The sequence below is a fragment of the Streptomyces sp. NPDC054783 genome, assembly GCF_053611725.1.
Genome location: NZ_JBSHAY010000008.1, coordinates 262,319 through 279,914, shown reverse-complemented (window position 1 = coordinate 279,914; position 17,596 = coordinate 262,319). Strand labels below are relative to the sequence as shown.

The following is a 17,596-nucleotide window of genomic DNA, read 5'->3' as shown; positions in this document are numbered from 1 at the left end:
CCATTCTCCGCCGCCGGGCCGGGCGTCGCATGCGGGCTCAGTGGCCGTTCTGCGCCAGCCGCAGCAGGTGATCCGCCAGGGCCTGCCCGCCGCTCGGGTCCCGGCTGATCAGGAGCAGCGTGTCGTCACCGGCGATCGTGCCCAGGATGTCGTGCAGCTCCGCCTGATCGATGGCCGAGGCGAGGAACTGGGCGGCCCCCGGCGGGGTGCGCAGGACGACCAGGTTGGCGGAGGCCTCCGCGGAGATCAGCAGCTCCTGGGAGAGCCGCCGCATGCGCTCCTCCTTGGCCGACTCCCCCAAGGGGGCACGGGGGGTGCGGAACCCCCCCTCGCTCGGCACCGCGTAGATCAGCTCGCCGTCGGTGTTGCGGATCTTCACCGCGTTCAGCTCGTCGAGGTCCCGGGAGAGCGTCGCCTGGGTGACGCTCAGCCCGTCGTCGGCCAGCAGCTTCGCCAGCTGGCTCTGCGACCGCACCGGCTGCCGGTTGAGGATGTCCACGATCCGGCGGTGCCGCGCGGTACGGGTCTGCGGCACGGCCGGTCCGGCCCCCGCCTGCTCGTGGTCCTGCGCCTGGCTCATCGTCGTCCTATTCTCCGGATCGTCCGTCCCCATTCACTGGGTTCGCTGCGTCGAGGATGCCGGGCAGCGCCTCGAGGAAGGCACCTGCCTCGTCGTCGGACAGGTTCAGCGGCGGCATGAGCCGTACGACGTCGGCGGCGGGCGCGTTCACCAGGAACCCGGCCTCCTGGGCCGCCTGCTGCACCTGTGGCGCGTGCGGCCCGGTGAGCACGATACCCAGGAGCAGGCCGGCGCCCCGCACGTAATCGATCAGCGGGTGGCCCAGGCCCTCGATTCTTTCCCGCAGCCTCTCGCCCTGCCGCTTGACGTTGTCCAGCAGCCCGTCGTTCGCGATGGTGTCGAGCACGGCGAGTCCGGCGGCGCAGGCGACCGGGTTGCCGCCGAAGGTCGTACCGTGCTGGCCGGGCCCGAGCAGTTCGGCGGCCCGGCCGAAGGCCACGGTGGCGCCGAGCGGCAGTCCGCCGCCGAGCTGCTTGGCGAGGGTGACGACATCGGGCAGGACGCCCTCGTGGGCCTGGTACTCGAACCAGGTCCCGGTGCGGCCGACGCCGGTCTGCACCTCGTCCAGCACCAGCAGGGCGCCGGTGGCGGCGGTGATCGCGCGGGCGGCCTTCAGATAGCCGGCCGGGGGCACGATCACACCGTTCTCGCCCTGGATCGGCTCGATGATGACGAGCGCCGTCTCCTCCGTGACCGCGGCGGCGAGCGCCTGGGCGTCGCCGTAGGGCACGTGGGTGACCTCGCCGGGCAGCGGCAGGAAGGGGTCCTGCTTGGCGGGCTGGCCGGTGAGCGCGAGGGCGCCCATCGTCCGGCCGTGGAAGCCCCCGGTGGTGGCGACCATGTGGGTGCGCCCGGTGAGCCGGCCGATCTTGAAGGCGGCCTCGTTGGCCTCGGCACCGGAGTTGCAGAAGAAGACACGGCCCTCCCGGCCGAAGAGCTGGAGCAGCCGTTCGGCGAGGGTGACGGACGGCTCGGCGATGAAGAGGTTGGAGACGTGGCCGAGGGAGGCGATCTGCCGGCTCACGGCCCCGACGACGGCCGGGTGCGCGTGGCCGAGCGCGTTGACCGCGATCCCGCCGACGAAGTCGAGGTACTGCCTGCCGTCGGCGTCCCACAGCCTGGTGCCCTCGCCGCGCACCAGCGGCAGGCGGGGGGTGCCGTAGTTGTTCATGAGCGCGCCCTGCCACCGCGCGGTCAGCTCCTGGTTGCTCACGGCTCCCCCTGTTCGTCCGGCACGACCATGGTGCCGATGCCTTCGTCGGTGAAGATCTCCAGCAGGATCGAGTGCTGGACCCGGCCGTCGATGACGCGGGCGGTGTGCACCCCGTTGCGCACGGCGTACAGACAGCCCTCCATCTTCGGCACCATGCCGGAGCTCAACTCCGGGAGCAGCTTCTCCAGTTGGGAAGCGCTGAGACGGCTGATCACCTCGTCGGAGTTCGGCCAGTCCTCGTAGAGGCCCTCGACGTCGGTGAGGACCATGAGGGTTTCGGCGCCCAGTGCCGCAGCGAGTGCCGCAGCCGCCGTATCAGCATTGACGTTGTAGACATGTCCGTCGTCCTGACTGCGGGCGATGGAGGAGACGACCGGGATACGGCCGTCGGCGAGCAGGGCCTCGATCGCGCCCGTGTCGATCGCGGTGATCTCGCCGACCCGCCCGATGTCGACCAGCTCGCCGTCGATCTCGGGCTGGTGCCTGGTGGCGGTGATGGTGTGCGCGTCCTCGCCGGTCAGACCGACGGCGAGCGGCCCGTGCTGGTTGAGCAGACCGACCAGCTCCCGCTGCACCTGCCCCGCCAGCACCATCCGTACGACGTCCATGGCGTCCTCGGTGGTGACGCGCAGGCCCGCCTTGAACTCGCTGACGATGCCGTGCCTGTCGAGGGCGGCGCTGATCTGCGGGCCGCCGCCGTGCACGACGACCGGCTTGAGGCCGGCGTGGTGCAGGAACACGACGTCCTGCGCGAAGGCGGCCTTCAGCTCCTCGTCGATCATGGCGTTACCGCCGAACTTGATGACGACGGTCTTGCCGTTGTGCTTGACCAGCCAGGGCAGCGCCTCGATGAGGATCTGGGCCTTGGGCAGTGCGGTGTGTTTACGCGTGGTGCTCATGACGAGTAGGCGCTGTTCTCGTGGACGTAGTCGGCGGTCAGGTCGTTGGTCCAGATCGTCGCGGTCTCGGTGCCGGCGGCCAGGTCGGCAACGATGTGCACCTCGCGGTAGCGCATGTCGACCTTCTCGCGGTCCTCGCCGACGCCGCCGTTCTTGCACACCCACACGCCGTTGATGGCGACGCCCAGCCGGTCCGGCTCGAAGGCGGCCTTCGTGGTGCCGATCGCGGAGAGCACCCGGCCCCAGTTGGGGTCCTCGCCGTGGACCGCGCACTTGAGGAGGTTGTTGCGGGCGATGGAGCGGCCCACCTCGACGGCGTCCTCCTCGCTCGCCGCGTTGATCACCTCGACCTTGATGTCCTTGCTGGCGCCCTCGGCGTCCCGGATCAGCTGCTGCCCGAGGTCGTCGCACACCTGCCGTACGGCGTCGGCGAACTCGGCGTACTCCGGGGTGACGCCGGAGGCGCCGGAGGCGAGCAGCAGCACGGTGTCGTTGGTGGACATGCAGCCGTCGGAGTCGACGCGGTCGAAGGTGACCTTCGTGGCCGCCCTCAGGGCCTGGTCCAGTGCGTCGTCGTCCAGCTCCGCGTCCGTGGTGAGGACGACCAGCATGGTGGCGAGGCCGGGGGCGAGCATGCCCGCGCCCTTGGCCATGCCGCCGACGGTCCAGCCGTCCTTCGTCACGACGGAGGTCTTGTGGACGGTGTCGGTGGTCTTGATGGCGATGGCGGCCTTCTCGCCGCCGTGCTCGGACAGCTGGGCGGCGGCCGTCTCGACGCCGGGGAGCAGCTTGTCCATGGGCAGCAGCACGCCGATGAGCCCGGTGGAGCAGACGGCCACCTCGATGGCGCCCCGGCCGAGCACCTCGGCCACCTTCTCGGCGGTGGCGTGGGTGTCCTGGAAGCCCTTGGGGCCGGTGCAGGCGTTGGCGCCGCCCGAGTTGAGGACGACGGCGGAGACCTGGCCGCTCTTGAGGACCTGCTCGGACCACAGCACCGGCGCGGCCTTCACGCGGTTGGAGGTGAAGACGCCCGCGGCGGCACGGCGCGGCCCGTTGTTGACCACGAGGGCCAGGTCGGGGTTGCCGTTCTCCTTGATCCCGGCGGCGATGCCCGCCGCCGTGAATCCCTTGGCTGCCGTGACACTCACGGTGCGACTCCGATCGTGGAAAGCCCGGTGGTCTCGGGAAGACCCAGGGCGATGTTCATGCTCTGGACGGCACCGCCGGCGGTGCCCTTGGTCAGGTTGTCGATGGCGCTGATCGCGATGATGCGGTTCACGGACTCGTCGTACGCGACCTGCACCTGAACGGCGTTGGAACCGTAGACGGACGCCGTCGCGGGCCACTGGCCCTCGGGGAGCAGATGGACGAAGGGCTCGTCGGCGTACGCCTTCTCGTAGGCGGCCCGCACCGACTCGGCGGTGACGCCCTCGCGGGCGGACGCGCTGCACGTGGCGAGGATCCCGCGCGGCATCGGCGCGAGCGTCGGTGTGAAGGAGACCTTCACGGACTCCCCGGCGACCCCGCTGAGGTTCTGGATCATCTCGGGGGTGTGCCGGTGGCCGCCGCCGACGCCGTACGGCGACATGGAGCCCATGACCTCGCTGCCGAGCAGATGCGGCTTGGGTGCCTTGCCGGCGCCGGAGGTGCCGGACGCGGCGACGATCACCGCCTCCGGCTCGGCGATCCCGGCGGCGTGGGCCGGGAACAGGGCGAGGGTGACGGCGGTGGGGTAGCAACCGGGCACCGCGATGCGCTTGGACCCCTCCAGCGCGGCGCGGGCGCCCGGAAGTTCGGGGAGGCCGTAGGGCCAGGTGCCGGCGTGCGCGGAGCCGTAGTACGTCTCCCAGTCGGCCGGGTCCTTCAGCCGGAAGTCGGCGCCCATGTCGACCACGAGGACGTCCGGGCCGAGCTGCTCGGCGACGGCGGCGGACTGCCCGTGCGGCAGCGCGAGGAAGACGACATCGTGCCCGGCGAGCGCCTCGGCCGTGGTCTCCGTCAGCACGCGGTCGGCCAGGGGCAGCAGATGCGGCTGCAGCGCGCCGAGCCGCTGGCCGGCGTTGGAGTTCCCGGTCAGGGCACCGATCTCGACCTCGGGGTGCGCGAGGAGCAGGCGCAGGACCTCGCCGCCCGCGTATCCGCTCGCTCCGGCCACCGCCGCACGTACCGCCATGTCCATCCTCCTCGTGATGGCATGACTATACGTAGCGCTGCAGTTTTATGCAATGGACTATGCGAGGGACCTGGGGAGCATCACCCAGCGGGACACCACGAACGTGACCGGGATCGCCGTCGCCGAGGCGAGCAGCGGGGCGAAACGGCTGCCGGCGTGCAGGACGTCGACGATCACGTAGACACCGGCCGTCGTGATCAGGAAGTTCGTGACATTGGTCAGCGGGAACAGCAGGAATTTACGCCAGGTGGGCCGGGTCCGGTAGGTGAAGCGCGCGTTCAGGAAAAAGGAGCCGACCATGCTGAGGGCGAAGGCCAGAACATGCGCGGCCAGAAAGGGCAGCCATATGAGGAACAACAGGTAGAGACAGTAATAAACGGCGGTGTTGATCACACCGACGGCGGCAAAGGTGAGGATCTGTCGCTTCAAGGAATGAGGTCTTTCGTCCGTTCGACGTTGGTCGCCTTCACCAGGAAGTGCGGGCGACCCTTCACCTCGTAGTAGATGCGGCCGGTGTACTCCCCGATCACTCCCAGCATGACCATCTGCACGCCCGCAAGGGCCGTCACGGCGGTGATGATGGTCACATAGCCGGGCGTCTGGACCCCGTGGATCAGCGCCGCGCCCACGATCCAGGCCGTGTACAGGCCCGCGCAGAACAGCAGTCCCATGCCGAGCCAGAGGGCGGCGCGCAGCGGGCGGTTGTTGAAGGACAGCAGCCCGTCGATGCCGTAGTTGAGCAGCCCGCGCAGGTTCCATGAGCTGTTGCCGGCCTCGCGCGCGGCGTTCTCGTACTCGAAGGTGGTGCTCGGGAAACCCACCCAGGCGAACAGGCCCTTGGAGAAACGGTTGTACTCGGTGAGGGCCAGCACGGCGTCCACCACGCGGCGCGACAGCAGACGGAAGTCGCCGACGCCGTCCACGAGTTCGACGTCGACCAGGCGGTTGACGAACCGGTAGTACAGGCGCGCGGTGAGGGTCCGGGCGAGACGGTCGCCGGTGCGGCTGCGCCGGGCGATGACCTGGTCGTGGCCCTCCTCGCGCAGCTGGACCATCCGCCCGATCAGTTCCGGCGGGTGCTGGAGGTCGGCGTCCATGACGATCACCGAGTCGCCGGAGGCGTGCCGCAGGCCTGCGAGCAGGGCGGCCTCCTTGCCGAAGTTGCGGCTGAAGGAGACATAGCGCACCCGCGCGTCACGGTCGGCGAGGTGTTTCAGGACGGCGAGCGTACGGTCGCGGCTGCCGTCGTCGACGTACACGAACTCCATGTCGTGGCCGAGCGGCAGCAGTTCCTCGGCGACGCCCTGGATCTTCTCGTGGAAGCCTTCGAGGACGTCTTCCTCGTTGTAGCACGGCGCGACGATCGATATCAGCATGGCGGTTCCCCCCAGGGGCGGGGTCGGGCGCGGTCAGGGCGCGGTGGTCACGCGCTCGCGTGGTGGTGTGGTCATGGCCGGCACGGGGGCGCGCCGGCGGCGGACGACAGGGCCCAGGGCGGCGAGCAGGACGAGGGCCGCGAGCGAGACGAGTCCCACGGTCGTGCCCAGCCGCAGGCCGGGTGGGTGGAAGGTGCAGGTCAGACTGGTCGATCGGCCGTCGAGGGGGACGGCTATCAGGCCGTGGTAGTCGCCGGCGGGCCTGGCCGCGCCGTCGCCGGTGGCGCATCGCCAGCCGGCGATGCGGGGTGCGGCGACGACCGCGATGCCCTTGCTGCCGGCGGGCAGCCGGGCCCGGACGGTGCCGTCGGAGACGGTGACCCGGGTGGCGCCGGTGGCCTTCAGCCGGGCGGCAGCGGTGTGCAGTCGTGCGGAGTCCAGGCAGCCGACAGCGCCGGGCGGGATACTGCCGGGGCGGTCCGGGGTCAGCTCGATCCGCACGCGCCCGGAGGCCGGGGCACGGCCGAGCGGCTCCATGGCGGCACGGTTGCGGCCGTACGCGGACCGGAAGAGCACGCCGGTGCCGGCGCCGGTGAGCCGTGCGGTGCCGGAGAAGTGCGGGGCCCAGAGGTTCACCTCGGTTCCCGCCGGGCAGCGGGCGGTGATCGCCGGCCCCGTCATGGCGTCTCCGGCGCCCACGTAACGGCTCTTGACCGGCTTCCCGAAGTCGTCCCGTACGGCGGCGCGGGGCACGGTGTAGACCCGGCTGCCCAGCAGCAGTTCCTGGTTGTGGTACGGCGACGGGTCGAAGGGGGCGCCGCCGGGCGCGGCCCGCACGGTCACCAGGGGCGGCACCTCGCGCCGGGTCACGGTGATCGCCCCAAAGTCCTCGGGCAGCGCTCCCTGGTGCGGGTCCGGCGGGTTGTGCAGCCGGGCGCCGACGGAGAAGAGGACGTCGGTGACGGCGTTGTCCAGGCTCTGCACGCTGCGGCCGCGTGAGGTCCAGCCGCCGCCGAGGGCGGTGAGGGTGCGGCTGAGGACGTCCGGGGTGAGACTGCTGTAGTACTGGGCTCCTTGGCCGCCGACCAGCAACGGGTCGTTGCCGACGGTCTGTTCGCGGCCGGGGTCGGTGCGGTAGCGGGGCCAGCCGCCGGCCTCGGCGATCGCCGCCGCCTGCCGCTGCTGCCGCTCGCCCCAGGGCGCGTAGTCGTCCAGGTGTTTCAGGCGCAGCCTGGCGGCGACGGCGGAGGTGGCGGCGGTCTCCCCGACCTGTGCACCGAGGAGCAGTACGACGGCCAGGCCGGCGAGTCGCGTGCGGGGCCCGGCACGGCCGAGGAGGACGAGCCCGGTCAGGGTGCCCGCGACGGCGAGCAGCAGCACCGGCCAGGTGTGCGGCCGTACCAGCGTGCTGCGGCTCGCGACGGCGGTGATCAGGGCGAGCAGGGCGGTCGCTGCGCCGAGCGCCCGCCGGTCGGGGAGGCTGTACGACAGGGCGTGCCAGGCGGCGATGACGAGCAGTCCGCACAGCACGAACGCCTGCCGGTAGGAGCTGCCCTGCGGGGTGGCGAAGGCGTGCCAGGCCAGGCTGGTGGGCGCCCACTGCAGCGACAGGGCGACCGCGAGCACCAGCGCCGTCCAGCCCGCGCGGACCGGGGCGGGCACCGCGCGGTGGAAGGGCAGGGCGAGGGCGAGCAGCAGGGCCGTGATGCCGACGTAGAGGGCCGGGGAGCCGAAGCCGTACGTCGTGGGCAGCAGGCGGGCCAGCAGGTCCTCGCCCGGGACGGGCGTGAACTGCCGTACGCGGCCCGGGTAGGCGTGCCGGGTGCCGAAGTAGATCACCGTGACGAGCGGGGCGGCGAGGCCCACGCCGAGGGTGACGGCGAGGGCGGCGCGGCCTGCCGTCGCGAGGGCCCGGCGGCGGGAGGGACGGGCGAGCAGCAGGCGCAGCAGCAGGACCAGTGCGGCACCGAGGGTGGCCATGTAGGCGGTGTAGAAGTTGGCGGTCCAGGCGAGGGCGACGACCAGGACGCCGAGGAGGCGCCGGCGCCCCGTGAGCGCCCATTCTCCGACCAGGCACAGCAGCGGTAGGGCGATCAGCCCGTCGAGCCACATCGGGTTGTAGTCGGCGTCGGCCACGGTCCAGCCGCACAGCGCGTAGGAGGCGCCGAGCAGTCCGGCGGCCCACCAGCGCCCGGGGCGCAAAGTGAGCAGCAGCCAGGCCATGGCGGCCGCGGCGGAGGCGATTTTAAGGACCGTGACGACGTAGACGGCGAGGTCGATGCGGTCCCGTGGGAAGACGGCGACGAGCAGGGCGAAGGGGCTGCCGAGGTAGGTGCCCAGGTCGGGCAGGAAGCTGGAGCCGTACCCGGACTGCCAGTTGACGAGGACGCCGCCGTCGGCGTGGCCGTGCAGCAGGTCCCACAGGTGGGCGTGGAAGGGCACGTACTGGTTGCCGAGGTCGTTGACGCTGCGGGTGCGCGGTCCGAAGGGGTAGCTGCGGGCGAGGAGGTCGCCTGCGCAGAACGCCGTGACGGCGACGGCCGCGGCGAGCAGGGCGGCGGCCCGCCTCGGCCGGGATATCGGTTTCCCACCTGTTGCATATTCCGGCGTTCCCCCACAAAGCTGTGCCCGTCTTATCGCCGACGTAGACGGTCCGTGTTTCCGGTTGGTTGTGCGCTCACCGAAAAATGGCGCGCCGTCCTCCGAATACGGGAAACGCCGTATGAATTTGATGACCGACCGGAAAATCTCTGATTTCCGGCAGGTGTTTTTAAGGTGAACCGGATGGGCCGGTCCTGCGGGCGGCGTAGGCGCGGGCCGCCCGGACCCGGTTGCCGCACTTGGTGGTGCACCAGCGGCGGGCGCCGTGGGAGCGCAGGAACCAGCGGGCGCAGCCCTGGGCGGCGCACTCGGTGAGCTGGCCGGCATCGGCGCCGGTGAGCAGGTCGGTCGCGTCCTCGGCGAGCAGGGAGAGCGCGGCGGCGGCCGGGTTTCCGGTGTCGGGGAGGTCGGCGCGGCGGGGGCCGTCGGCACTCCAGGCGAGCCGGGGAGTGGCGGGCGCGGCGGCGAGTGCCGTGTTCAGGGTGTCGAGGGCGCCGGCGGGCGGGTGTGCCGCGGCGACACGGGCCTCGAAGAGGGCGCGCAGCGCCTCGCGCAGGGTGCGCAGCCGGCCCGACTGCCTGCCGTTGATCGCCACCCGGTCGGGCAGCAGTTCGTGCCGGACGAGCCAGAGGTGCGCGGCCTCGGTGTCGTCGAGCAGGTCGACCTGGCCGTGGCTGACGGTGAAGCGCGTGTTGACCAGCGCCAGCGAGAGGTACCGGTCCTCGCCCGGGACGGGCAGCCGGTGCAGGTAGACGGGCGGTTCGTGATCCACGACTCTCATGGTAATCCTTGCGGTTCTCCGTGAGGAAGACTTACCGTGCCTCACGGAGAACCATCGCCAAAGCCGTGAGACGAATCCTGAGAGGTGAGCCGCCGTGGCCTTCGACGTGGACACGCTGCGCAAGGACTTCCCGATCCTGGAGCGGACCCTGGACGGCGGCGCCCCGCTCGTCTACCTGGACTCCGGCGCCACCACCCAGAAACCCCTCCAGGTCCTCGACGCCGAGCGGGACTTCTACCTGAACCGCAACGCGGCCGTGCACCGGGGCGCGCACCAGCTGGCGGGCGAGGCGACGGAGGCGTACGAGCAGGCCCGGGCGACGGTCGCCCGGTTCATCGGCGCCGCCGCCGACGAGGTGGTCTTCACGCGCAACACCACCGAGGGCATCAACCTGGTCGCCTACGCGCTGGGCAACGCGGGCCGGGTCGGCCCCGGTGACCGGATCGTGGTGACGGAGATGGAGCACCACGCGAACCTGGTCCCCTGGCAGCAGCTCGCCGAGCGGACCGGGGCCCGTCTGGACTGGTTCGGGCTCACCGACGACGGGCGGCTCGACCTCTCCCGCGCCGGGGAGCTGCTGGACGGGCGCACCAAGGTGCTCGCCCTCAGCCACCAGTCCAATGTGCTCGGCACGCTCAACCCGGTGCGCGAACTCGCCGACCGCGCACACGCGTTCGGCACCCTGGTGGTCGTGGACGGCGCCCAGTCAGTGCCGCACCGCCCGGTCGACGTGACGGAACTGGGCGCGGACTTCCTGGCCTTCTCCGGGCACAAGATGCTCGGACCGAACGGCGTCGGCGTGCTGTGGGGCCGCGCGGACCTGCTCGCCGGACTGCCGCCGTTCCTGACCGGCGGATCGATGATCGAGATCGTGGAGATGGACCGCACCACCTTCCTGCCACCGCCGCAGCGCTTCGAGGCGGGCGTGCCGATGACCTCGCAGGCGGTGGGACTCGCGGCGGCCGTGGAGTACCTGGAGCGGCTCGGCATGGCGGACGTGGCGGCGCACGAAGAGGCGCTCACCGCCCGCGCGCTGGCCCTGCTCGCCGAGGTGCCGGGCGTCCGGATCGTCGGCCCCGCCGAGCTCACCGACCGGGGCTCGGCGGTCTCCTTCACGGTCGACGGCATCCACCCGCACGACGTGGGCCAGGTGCTGGACGAGCGGGGCGTGGCCGTCCGCGTCGGCCACCACTGCGCCCGGCCGATCGTGCGGCGGTACGGCATCCCCGCGACGACCCGGGCGAGCTTCTACGTCTACAACACGCCGGCCGAGGTGGACGCCCTGGTGGAGGGTGTCCGCGCAGCTCAGAAGTACTTCGGGGGGTGATCGCAGTTCGGGCTTGACCTGGAGCGCGCTCCAGGTTCTACCGTGCTTGTCATGACCAGCGGACAGCCCCTCCCGCAGGACCGGGAACCGTCGTTGACCATCGCCCAGGTCGCCGAGCGCACGGGCCTCTCGCAGGACACCCTGCGCTACTACGAGAAGGCCGGTCTGATCGAGCGGGTGGGCCGGACCACCGGCAACCAGCGCCGCTACCGGACGGCGGACCTGTTGTGGCTGGAGTTCCTGCTGCGGCTGCGCGCGACCGGCATGCCGATCAGCGACATGCAGCGCTACGCGCGGCTGCGCTCGGAGGGGGACGTCACGGTCGCCGACCGGCTGGCGATGCTCCGCGAGCACCGCGCCGAACTGGCCGAGCGGATCCGGGCGCTGCGGCGCAACGCGTCCGCGCTGGACGACAAGATCGCACACTACGAACGGCTGCTGGACGCACGGCAGCCGGGGACGGACGAACCGAGATGACTCAGAGCACCACCCGCGACGAGCGTTTCGCCCACGGCCTCGAGGTCCTGAAGAGGGTCGACGGCGAGGCCGGACAGCGGGTCGTGGACTCGCTCGCCGACGTGAACCCCGAGCTGGGACACCAGATCGTGGCCTGGGCCTTCGGTGAGATGTACGACCGTCCCGGCCTCGCCCCGCGCGACCGCCAGCTGGTGACCCTGGGGGTGCTCGCCGCGCTGGGGGGCTGCGAACTGGAGCTGGACGTGCACGTCAACGCGGCGCTGAACGTGGGCCTGGCGCCGGAGCAGATCACGGAGGCGCTGTTGCACTCCGCCGTCTACTGCGGCATACCGAGGGCGCTCAACGCCACCTTGGCCGCGAAGAAGGTCTTCGCCGAGCGCGGGCTGCTGCCGCTCGGACAGCAGCCCGCGGACGAGGAGCCGGCTACGTCTGCCTGATCACCTCTGCCTGATACGGAGGAACGTGACGGAGTTCGCCGGGAACGTGTAGCTGAACCTGTCGGCGACTGCGGTGACGGTGGACGTCCGCGGTGCGACCGCCGTGGACGTCTCGCTGTTCACCGCGTCCGGAGCGGCGGCGAGCGTGATCGCCTTCGCCCGGGAGGCGACCTTCGCGCCGCCGAGGTCGATGGCCGTGCGCGCCGCCGAGGACTGGACGTCCTCGGCGTGGGCGGGGGCGGGCAGGGCGGCCGAGGCGAGCAGGACGGCGCTCGCTCCCAGGCCGAGTCTCCAGCAGGCGGTGCGTGACATGGATACTCCGCAGCGCCTGATTGTTCGAAATATCTGACATTAGTCAGCACTTCGAACGAACGGTAAGAGGAGGGGTGTGAGCACGTCAACGGGGCGGGCGCGGGCGGCCGTAAGCTCGCCTCATGGATGCGCAGCCCCGGTACTGGCCGGTCCCCGATGTGCTGGCCCATCTCGCCGGCCGCTGGCGCGTCGAACGAAGCGTGCACGACCTGGCAGACGGAGACGCGGGCCACTTCTCAGGGGTGACCGACTTCACCGCGCTCACGGCCGGGGGCCTGCTGCACGAGGAGTCCGGCGCCTTCACGTGGCACGGTGCGACCCGGCCCGCCACGCGTACGCTGCGGTTTCTGCCGGGGCCCGCGCCGGGCACGGCGGACGTGCGGTTCGCGGACGGGCGGCCCTTTCACTCGCTGGACCTGCGCTCGGGGCGGTACGTCGCCGAGCATCCGTGCGCGGCCGACCTCTACCGTGGCGAGTTCACCGTGCGGGACGCCGACCGCTGGCGCTCGGTGTGGCGGGTCGGCGGACCGGCGAAGGACCTGGTGCTGACCACGGACTACGTGCGCGAGGGCTGAGCCGAGGCGGCGTCGAGGCGGAGGTTCCAGCGGCCCGCGCGGCCGGTGACGGTGGACGTGGACAGCGGGCGCACGTCGATGTTCCAGTAGGTCGCGGGCGGCGCCTTCAGGGCGTAGACCAGGGCCGCGCGGATCACGGCTGGCTCGGCGACGGCCACGATCCGGCCGCCGTCCTCGGCCGGCCGGGTGTCCAGCCAGCCCCCGACCCGGGAGATGAAGGCCAGCAGGGACTCGCCGCCGTGCGGGGTGGCGCGCGGGTCGGCGAGCCAGGCGTCCACCGCCTCCGGCTCACGGGCCATCGCCTCGCCCAGGGTCATCCCGCGCCACCGGCCCATGTCGCAGTCCCGCAGCGCCAGCTGGACCAGCGGGGCGTATCCCAGGGCGTCGCCGGTGGCCCGGCTGCGCGGGGTCGGCGAGCAGTACCGCAGCTCGGCGGCGGCCAGCGGCAGCAGGTCCCCGGCGGCGCGCTGCACCTCGTCCCAGCCGGCCTGGTCCAGCGGCCGGTCGTCCGCGAAGCGCTCCGCGAGCAGCGGGGCGCTGCGCGCGGCGGCGACGAACGTCACCCTCAGTGGCATGCGGTGATGGTGTGCCCCGAGTGAGCGCAGGTCAAGGGGTGGCCGCTGTGAGTTACGACGGGTGTGCGGCCGGTCACTCGGACGCGGCCGCTCACCCCGGCGCGAAGCGGTGGACCATCCACTGGCCGGGGCGGTCCTGTCACGGCGTATCGACGTGACGGGAGCGGGTGGCGTGCGCCTGGCCGCGAGCGGAAGCCCCGTTTCTCGTGCACCCCGTGCGCGTCCTCCGTGGCGAGCAGGATGCGGCGCAGTCCGAACGGCCTCAGGTGGTCGCGGACGCGGCGGACGAAGGCCGTACCGACGCCCTTGCCGCGCACCGGGCATCGGTCGACAGCCGGCCGTGGACCCGGTCGACGTCGACGCGGGCGGGGTCGGCGGAGAACTCGTACCCGTCGGGGAGTCGGGGCGCGCTGTCCATGGTGTGGTCCTCGCAGGTCAACGCGATGTCGATCGAACGGCTTCCGGCGCGCCGCGCAGGCCCTGGAACACCTCGTCACAGGCCGCCCGCAGCCGGCGTACGCCCTCCGCAATCTCCCCGGTGCCGGCGACCGCCGCGAAGCTCAGGCGGAGGTGGGCCGCGGGGGGTTCGGCGCTGAAGTAGGGACGGCCGGGGGTGAGGGCGACGCCGGCACGGAGGCCGGCCGCGGTCAGGGCGCCCTCGTCCGTGCCGTCGGGGAGGCGGAGCCAGAGGTGGTAGCCGCCGGACGGGATGTGCGGCAGGGCCAGTTCGGGCAGGTGCACGGCGAGCGCGGCCGTCATGGCGTCGCGGCGGACCTTCAACTCGGCCGACAGCGCCCGCAGATGACGGGGCCAGGCCGGGGAGCCGACCAGCTCGAGGGCCGCCTCCTGCAGCGGCCGGGGGACGAAGAAGCTGTCCACGACCTGGATGGCGCGCAGACGTTCCAGCACCGGACCACGCGCGGCCAGGGCGCACACCCGGAAGCTGGGCGAGGTCGCCTTGGTCAGCGAGCCGACGTGCACGACCACGCCGTCCGGGTCGTCGGCGGCCAGCGGGCGGGGCAGCGGGCCCGCGTCGGCGTGCACCAGGCGCCGTACGAAGTCGTCCTCGATGACGAAGGCGCCGGCCTCGCGGGCGATGCGCAGCACCTCGGCGCGCCGGTCGGGGGCCAGGACGGCACCGGTGGGGTTCTGGAACAGGGGCTGGCAGACGAACACCCGGGCGCCGCTGGCCCGGAAGGCGTCGGCGAGCAGCTCGGGGCGCACTCCGTCGGGGTCGACGGGCACCGGGACCGGGCGCAGTCCGGCGGCGCGGGCGATCGCCAGCATGCCGGGGTAGGTGGGCGACTCGACCAGGACGGGAGCGCCGGGCGGGGCGAGCGCGCGCAGGGCGGTGGCCAGGGCGGACTGGCCGCCGGCCGCGATCAGCACCTCGGCCGCCGTGAAGCCTTGGCCGAGGCCGCGCGCGAACCACTCCCGCAGTTCCGGCAGCCCCTCCAGCGGCGGCCTCCCCCAGGCACCCGGCCGCCGCCCGGGCCGGGCGAGCGCCGCCGCCATGGCCCGCTCGGGCTGGAGGGAGGGATGCAGATAGCCGCCGTTGAACTCCAGCACGCCGGGGGACGGGGCGGCCAGGGAGACCGTGACCCCGGACGCGTCCACCGTGCGCGGTACGAGCTCGGCGGCGCCGTCGGCGCTCAGCGCGACCTCCTGCCAGGAGGTGTCCCCGGCCGGGGGCTGCGTCGTACCGGGCCGGGCCCGGAAGGCACCGGCCCCGGGGCGGGTGACCACCAGGCCCTCGGCGGCCAGCTGGGCGAGGGCCCGCGAGACGGTCACCGGGCTCACGCGGAACCGCTCGACCAGCGCCCGACTCGACGGGAGCTTTCCACCGACAGAGTAGCGGTTGAGGTCTTGTCGGAGCTGGTCTGCCAGATCAGTGACACTGCTACGCTGTTGCATGAGAACACAGAGTAGCGCTACTGCTCCGAGCCCGATAGCGGTCATCACTCCCCGCGAGCGCCGCGGCCTCGGCACCGGTCTCGCCGCCCTCGGCGTCGCCTCCTTCTCCCTGACCTTCCCGGCCACCGCCTGGGGTCTGCAGGGCTTCGGTCCCTGGTCGCTGGTGGCCGTGCGCAGTGTGCTCGCCGCGCTCGTCGCGGGCGGCTGCCTCCTCGCCCTGCGGGTACCGCTGCCGGAGCGGCGGCATCTGCCGGGTCTCGCCGTCGTCGCCGCCGGTGTCGTGGTCGGCTTCCCGATGCTCACGACGCTCGCCCTGCAGACCTCCACCACCGCGCACGCCGCCGTCGTGGTGGGACTGCTGCCGCTGACCACGGCCGTGTTCTCGGCGCTGCGCACCGGCAGCCGCCCCTCGCGCCGCTTCTGGCTGGCCGCGCTGGCGGGCGCCGCGGCCGTGGTCGCCTTCACGGTCGGGCAGAGCGGCGGTGCGCTCACGGCCGCGGACGGGTATCTGTTCGCGGCCCTGCTGGTGTGCGCGGCCGGCTACACCGAGGGCGGCCGGCTGGCCCGGATCATGCCGGGCTGGCAGGTGATCGGCTGGACTCTGGTGCTGTGCCTGCCGCTGAGCGTGCCGGCCGCCGCGCTGGCGCTGACGTACGAGCCCGTCCGGCTCACCGGGCACGGCGTCGCCGGCCTGCTGTGGGTGGCACTGGGCTCGCAGTTCCTCGGCCTGGTCGTCTGGTACCGGGGGATGGCGGTCATCGGCATCCCCCGGGCCAGCCAGTTGCAGTTGGCTCAGCCGCTGCTCACACTGGTGTGGTCGGCGCTGCTACTGGGCGAGCACTTCACGGCGGCCGCTCCGGTGACGGCCGTCGCCGTGCTCGTGTGCATCGCCGTCACTCAGCGGTCGTGATCATGAGGAGGGCCTGCGATATGCGTGCATCCAAGGGCGACCATCTTGTGCAGCACGGCAGGGTGGTCGGCCAACACGACCAGGAATCGGAAGTAGTCGAGGTACTGGGTGCCGAGGGCAGCCCACCGTACCGCGTACGGTTCAAGGACGGACACGAGGCGATCATGTCCCCCGGACCCGACTGCCAGGTCAAGCACCGCGACGATCAGGCGAATCAGCGGGGTGGCTTCGCCGATCGCCCGTAGTGGTCGGTGATCACGCGTGACATCGCCCCGATCCGATCGGCCGCCACGTCCTTGGCGGCGAAGAACACATGCCCGCGCACCTGCGGGTAGCCGGCGGCGAAGGTGAGGTGCCGGGACAGCTCGACCGGGTCCTGCCAGGCCGAGGGCTGCCCGGCGGCCCCGGCCTTGTACAGCGCTTCGCCGATGTAGAGGCGTGTCTTCGTGCCCTTCGCGACCGCCGCCCACCACTCGACCAGCTTCGCGTAGTCGGCCGCGGCGAAGCCGATGTTCCAGTACAGCTGCGGCACGATGTAGTCGATCCAGTGCTCGCGCACCCATCTGCGGGTGTCCGCGTGCAGGTCGTCGTAGGTCTGCACGCCCGCCCGCGTGTCCGAGCCGAGCGGATCCGCCGAGGCGTTGCGCCACACCCCGAAGGGGCTGATCCCGAACCGGGTGCCGGGCCGGACCCGCTTGATTCCGGCGGCCATCTCCCGCACCAGCCTGTTGATGTTGTCCCGCCGCCAGGCGGCCGGGCCGGAGAAGTCGCCGCCGTAGCGGTCGTAGGCGTCGTCGTCGTCGAAGGTCTGCCCCGCGACCGGATACGGGTAGAAGTAGTCGTCGAAGTGGACGGCGTCGACGGGGTACTTGGCGACCGCGTCGAGCATCGCCTGCCGGACGAACGCGCGGACCTCGGGCAGGCCGGGGTTGTAGTAGAGCTTCCCGCCGTAGGGCACCACCCAGTCGGGGTGCTTGCGGGCCGGGTGCGAGGCGGCGAGCCGGCCGGGGTCGGTGTGGTTCGCGATCCGGTACGGGTTGAACCAGGCGTGCAGTTCCAGGCCCCGGGCGTGGGCCTCCCGCACCGCGGTGCCCAGCGGGTCCCAGCCGGGGTTCTCGCCCTGGGTGCCGGTGAGGTACTCGGACCAGGGCTCGTACGGTGACGGCCACAGGCTGTCGGCGGTGGGCCGTACCTGGAAGACCACCGTGTTGAGCCGGTCGCGGGCCGCCCGGTCGAGATGGGCGGTCAGCTCCGCCCGCTGCGCGGCGGCCGTCAGCCCGGGCCGGGACGGCCAGTCCCGGTTGGACACGGTCGCGAGCCACACGCCCCGCATCTCGGCGGCCGCGCGGGGCCGATGACCCGCGGCCGCGGCCGCACCCTGCGCGGTGGCCAGCGTCGACAGCGCCGCCAGCGTGAAGGCCCGCCGTGACAGATGCCCCATGTGCA

Annotated in this window: 18 protein-coding genes and 2 pseudogenes; 6 read left to right on the top strand and 14 right to left on the bottom strand. The window is 72.2% G+C overall.

Going from position 1 to position 17,596, the window contains the following annotated elements; translation table 11 throughout:
* Positions 1-37: 37 nt before the first annotated feature.
* The 9 genes from ACWGJ5_RS17545 to ACWGJ5_RS17505 all read right to left on the bottom strand — a co-directional run bounded on the left by ACWGJ5_RS17545 (position 38) and on the right by ACWGJ5_RS17505 (position 9,623).
* A complete protein-coding gene (locus tag ACWGJ5_RS17545; protein WP_228618766.1) occupies positions 38-580 on the bottom strand; it encodes an arginine repressor in 543 nt (180 codons plus the stop codon).
* 7 nt (positions 581-587) lie between these two features.
* Positions 588-1,793, bottom strand: a complete 1,206-nt coding sequence (locus ACWGJ5_RS17540; RefSeq protein WP_453310586.1) for an acetylornithine transaminase — start codon at positions 1,791-1,793, stop codon at positions 588-590.
* Positions 1,790-2,692, bottom strand: coding sequence for an acetylglutamate kinase (gene argB, locus ACWGJ5_RS17535; protein ID WP_453310585.1), 903 nt, complete (start codon positions 2,690-2,692; stop codon positions 1,790-1,792). The genes ACWGJ5_RS17540 and argB overlap by 4 nt, the downstream gene beginning before the upstream one ends.
* Positions 2,689-3,840: a bifunctional glutamate N-acetyltransferase/amino-acid acetyltransferase ArgJ gene (gene argJ / locus ACWGJ5_RS17530; RefSeq protein WP_453310584.1), complete on the bottom strand. Its 1,152-nt coding sequence runs from the start codon at positions 3,838-3,840 to the stop codon at positions 2,689-2,691. The genes argB and argJ overlap by 4 nt, the downstream gene beginning before the upstream one ends.
* Positions 3,837-4,865 (bottom strand): N-acetyl-gamma-glutamyl-phosphate reductase, encoded by a 1,029-nt coding sequence (argC, locus tag ACWGJ5_RS17525; protein WP_453310583.1) that lies wholly within the window; start codon positions 4,863-4,865, stop codon positions 3,837-3,839. The genes argJ and argC overlap by 4 nt, the downstream gene beginning before the upstream one ends.
* Before the next feature lie 57 nt (positions 4,866-4,922).
* Positions 4,923-5,294 (bottom strand): GtrA family protein, encoded by a 372-nt coding sequence (locus ACWGJ5_RS17520; protein WP_453310582.1) that lies wholly within the window; start codon positions 5,292-5,294, stop codon positions 4,923-4,925.
* On the bottom strand, positions 5,291-6,241 hold the full coding sequence (locus ACWGJ5_RS17515; RefSeq protein WP_453310581.1) for a glycosyltransferase family 2 protein: 951 nt from the start codon (positions 6,239-6,241) through the stop codon (positions 5,291-5,293). Before ACWGJ5_RS17515 ends, ACWGJ5_RS17520 begins: the two co-directional genes overlap by 4 nt.
* Positions 6,242-6,274: 33 nt before the next feature.
* Positions 6,275-8,821, bottom strand: a complete 2,547-nt coding sequence (locus ACWGJ5_RS17510; protein WP_453310609.1) for a YfhO family protein — start codon at positions 8,819-8,821, stop codon at positions 6,275-6,277.
* A 190-nt stretch (positions 8,822-9,011) separates the two neighbouring features.
* Positions 9,012-9,623, bottom strand: coding sequence for an ABATE domain-containing protein (locus ACWGJ5_RS17505; protein WP_453310580.1), 612 nt, complete (start codon positions 9,621-9,623; stop codon positions 9,012-9,014).
* Between the two features lie 94 nt (positions 9,624-9,717).
* On the opposite strand from ACWGJ5_RS17505, the gene ACWGJ5_RS17500 reads away from it, so the two are divergent.
* Genes ACWGJ5_RS17500 through ACWGJ5_RS17490 form a run of 3 tightly spaced genes read left to right on the top strand, consistent with a single transcriptional unit; the run spans position 9,718 to position 11,864 of the window.
* The gene (locus ACWGJ5_RS17500; protein ID WP_453310579.1) at positions 9,718-10,950 is read left to right on the top strand and encodes a cysteine desulfurase; all 1,233 of its coding nucleotides are present in this window, start codon (positions 9,718-9,720) and stop codon (positions 10,948-10,950) included.
* A 51-nt stretch (positions 10,951-11,001) separates the two neighbouring features.
* Positions 11,002-11,427, top strand: coding sequence for a MerR family transcriptional regulator (locus ACWGJ5_RS17495; protein ID WP_453310578.1), 426 nt, complete (start codon positions 11,002-11,004; stop codon positions 11,425-11,427).
* On the top strand, positions 11,424-11,864 hold the full coding sequence (locus tag ACWGJ5_RS17490) for a carboxymuconolactone decarboxylase family protein (RefSeq protein ID WP_453310577.1): 441 nt from the start codon (positions 11,424-11,426) through the stop codon (positions 11,862-11,864). The genes ACWGJ5_RS17495 and ACWGJ5_RS17490 overlap by 4 nt, the downstream gene beginning before the upstream one ends.
* Here the strand turns inward: ACWGJ5_RS17490 and ACWGJ5_RS17485 are convergent.
* Positions 11,865-12,086, bottom strand: a pseudogene (locus ACWGJ5_RS17485) (alpha-L-arabinofuranosidase C-terminal domain-containing protein); the annotation flags it as partial.
* Between the two features lie 212 nt (positions 12,087-12,298).
* On the opposite strand from ACWGJ5_RS17485, the gene ACWGJ5_RS17480 reads away from it, so the two are divergent.
* Positions 12,299-12,751, top strand: coding sequence for a DUF6314 family protein (locus ACWGJ5_RS17480; protein ID WP_453310576.1), 453 nt, complete (start codon positions 12,299-12,301; stop codon positions 12,749-12,751).
* On the opposite strand, the gene ACWGJ5_RS17475 is transcribed toward ACWGJ5_RS17480, so the two are convergent.
* The 3 genes and pseudogenes from ACWGJ5_RS17475 to ACWGJ5_RS17465 form a co-directional block, all read right to left on the bottom strand.
* Complete coding sequence (locus ACWGJ5_RS17475) at positions 12,733-13,326, bottom strand: histidine phosphatase family protein (protein ID WP_453310575.1); 594 nt, start codon at positions 13,324-13,326, stop codon at positions 12,733-12,735. The two genes, ACWGJ5_RS17480 and ACWGJ5_RS17475, sit on opposite strands and share 19 nt — an antisense overlap.
* A gap of 188 nt (positions 13,327-13,514) precedes the next feature.
* Positions 13,515-13,744: pseudogene (locus ACWGJ5_RS17470) on the bottom strand (GNAT family N-acetyltransferase); the annotation flags it as partial.
* Between the two features lie 17 nt (positions 13,745-13,761).
* Positions 13,762-15,240: an aminotransferase-like domain-containing protein gene (locus tag ACWGJ5_RS17465; protein WP_453310574.1), complete on the bottom strand. Its 1,479-nt coding sequence runs from the start codon at positions 15,238-15,240 to the stop codon at positions 13,762-13,764.
* Between ACWGJ5_RS17465 and ACWGJ5_RS17460 the strand changes: the two genes are divergently transcribed.
* Together ACWGJ5_RS17460 and ACWGJ5_RS17455 are read left to right on the top strand one after the other, a co-directional pair.
* A complete protein-coding gene (locus ACWGJ5_RS17460; RefSeq protein ID WP_453310573.1) occupies positions 15,239-16,150 on the top strand; it encodes a DMT family transporter in 912 nt (303 codons plus the stop codon). The two genes, ACWGJ5_RS17465 and ACWGJ5_RS17460, sit on opposite strands and share 2 nt — an antisense overlap.
* Positions 16,151-16,170: 20 nt before the next feature.
* Positions 16,171-16,395, top strand: coding sequence for a DUF1918 domain-containing protein (locus ACWGJ5_RS17455; RefSeq protein ID WP_228618743.1), 225 nt, complete (start codon positions 16,171-16,173; stop codon positions 16,393-16,395).
* Here the strand turns inward: ACWGJ5_RS17455 and ACWGJ5_RS17450 are convergent.
* Positions 16,365-17,591: a glycoside hydrolase family 10 protein gene (locus tag ACWGJ5_RS17450; protein WP_453310572.1), complete on the bottom strand. Its 1,227-nt coding sequence runs from the start codon at positions 17,589-17,591 to the stop codon at positions 16,365-16,367. The genes ACWGJ5_RS17455 and ACWGJ5_RS17450 overlap by 31 nt on opposite strands.
* Positions 17,592-17,596: the final 5 nt, after the last annotated feature.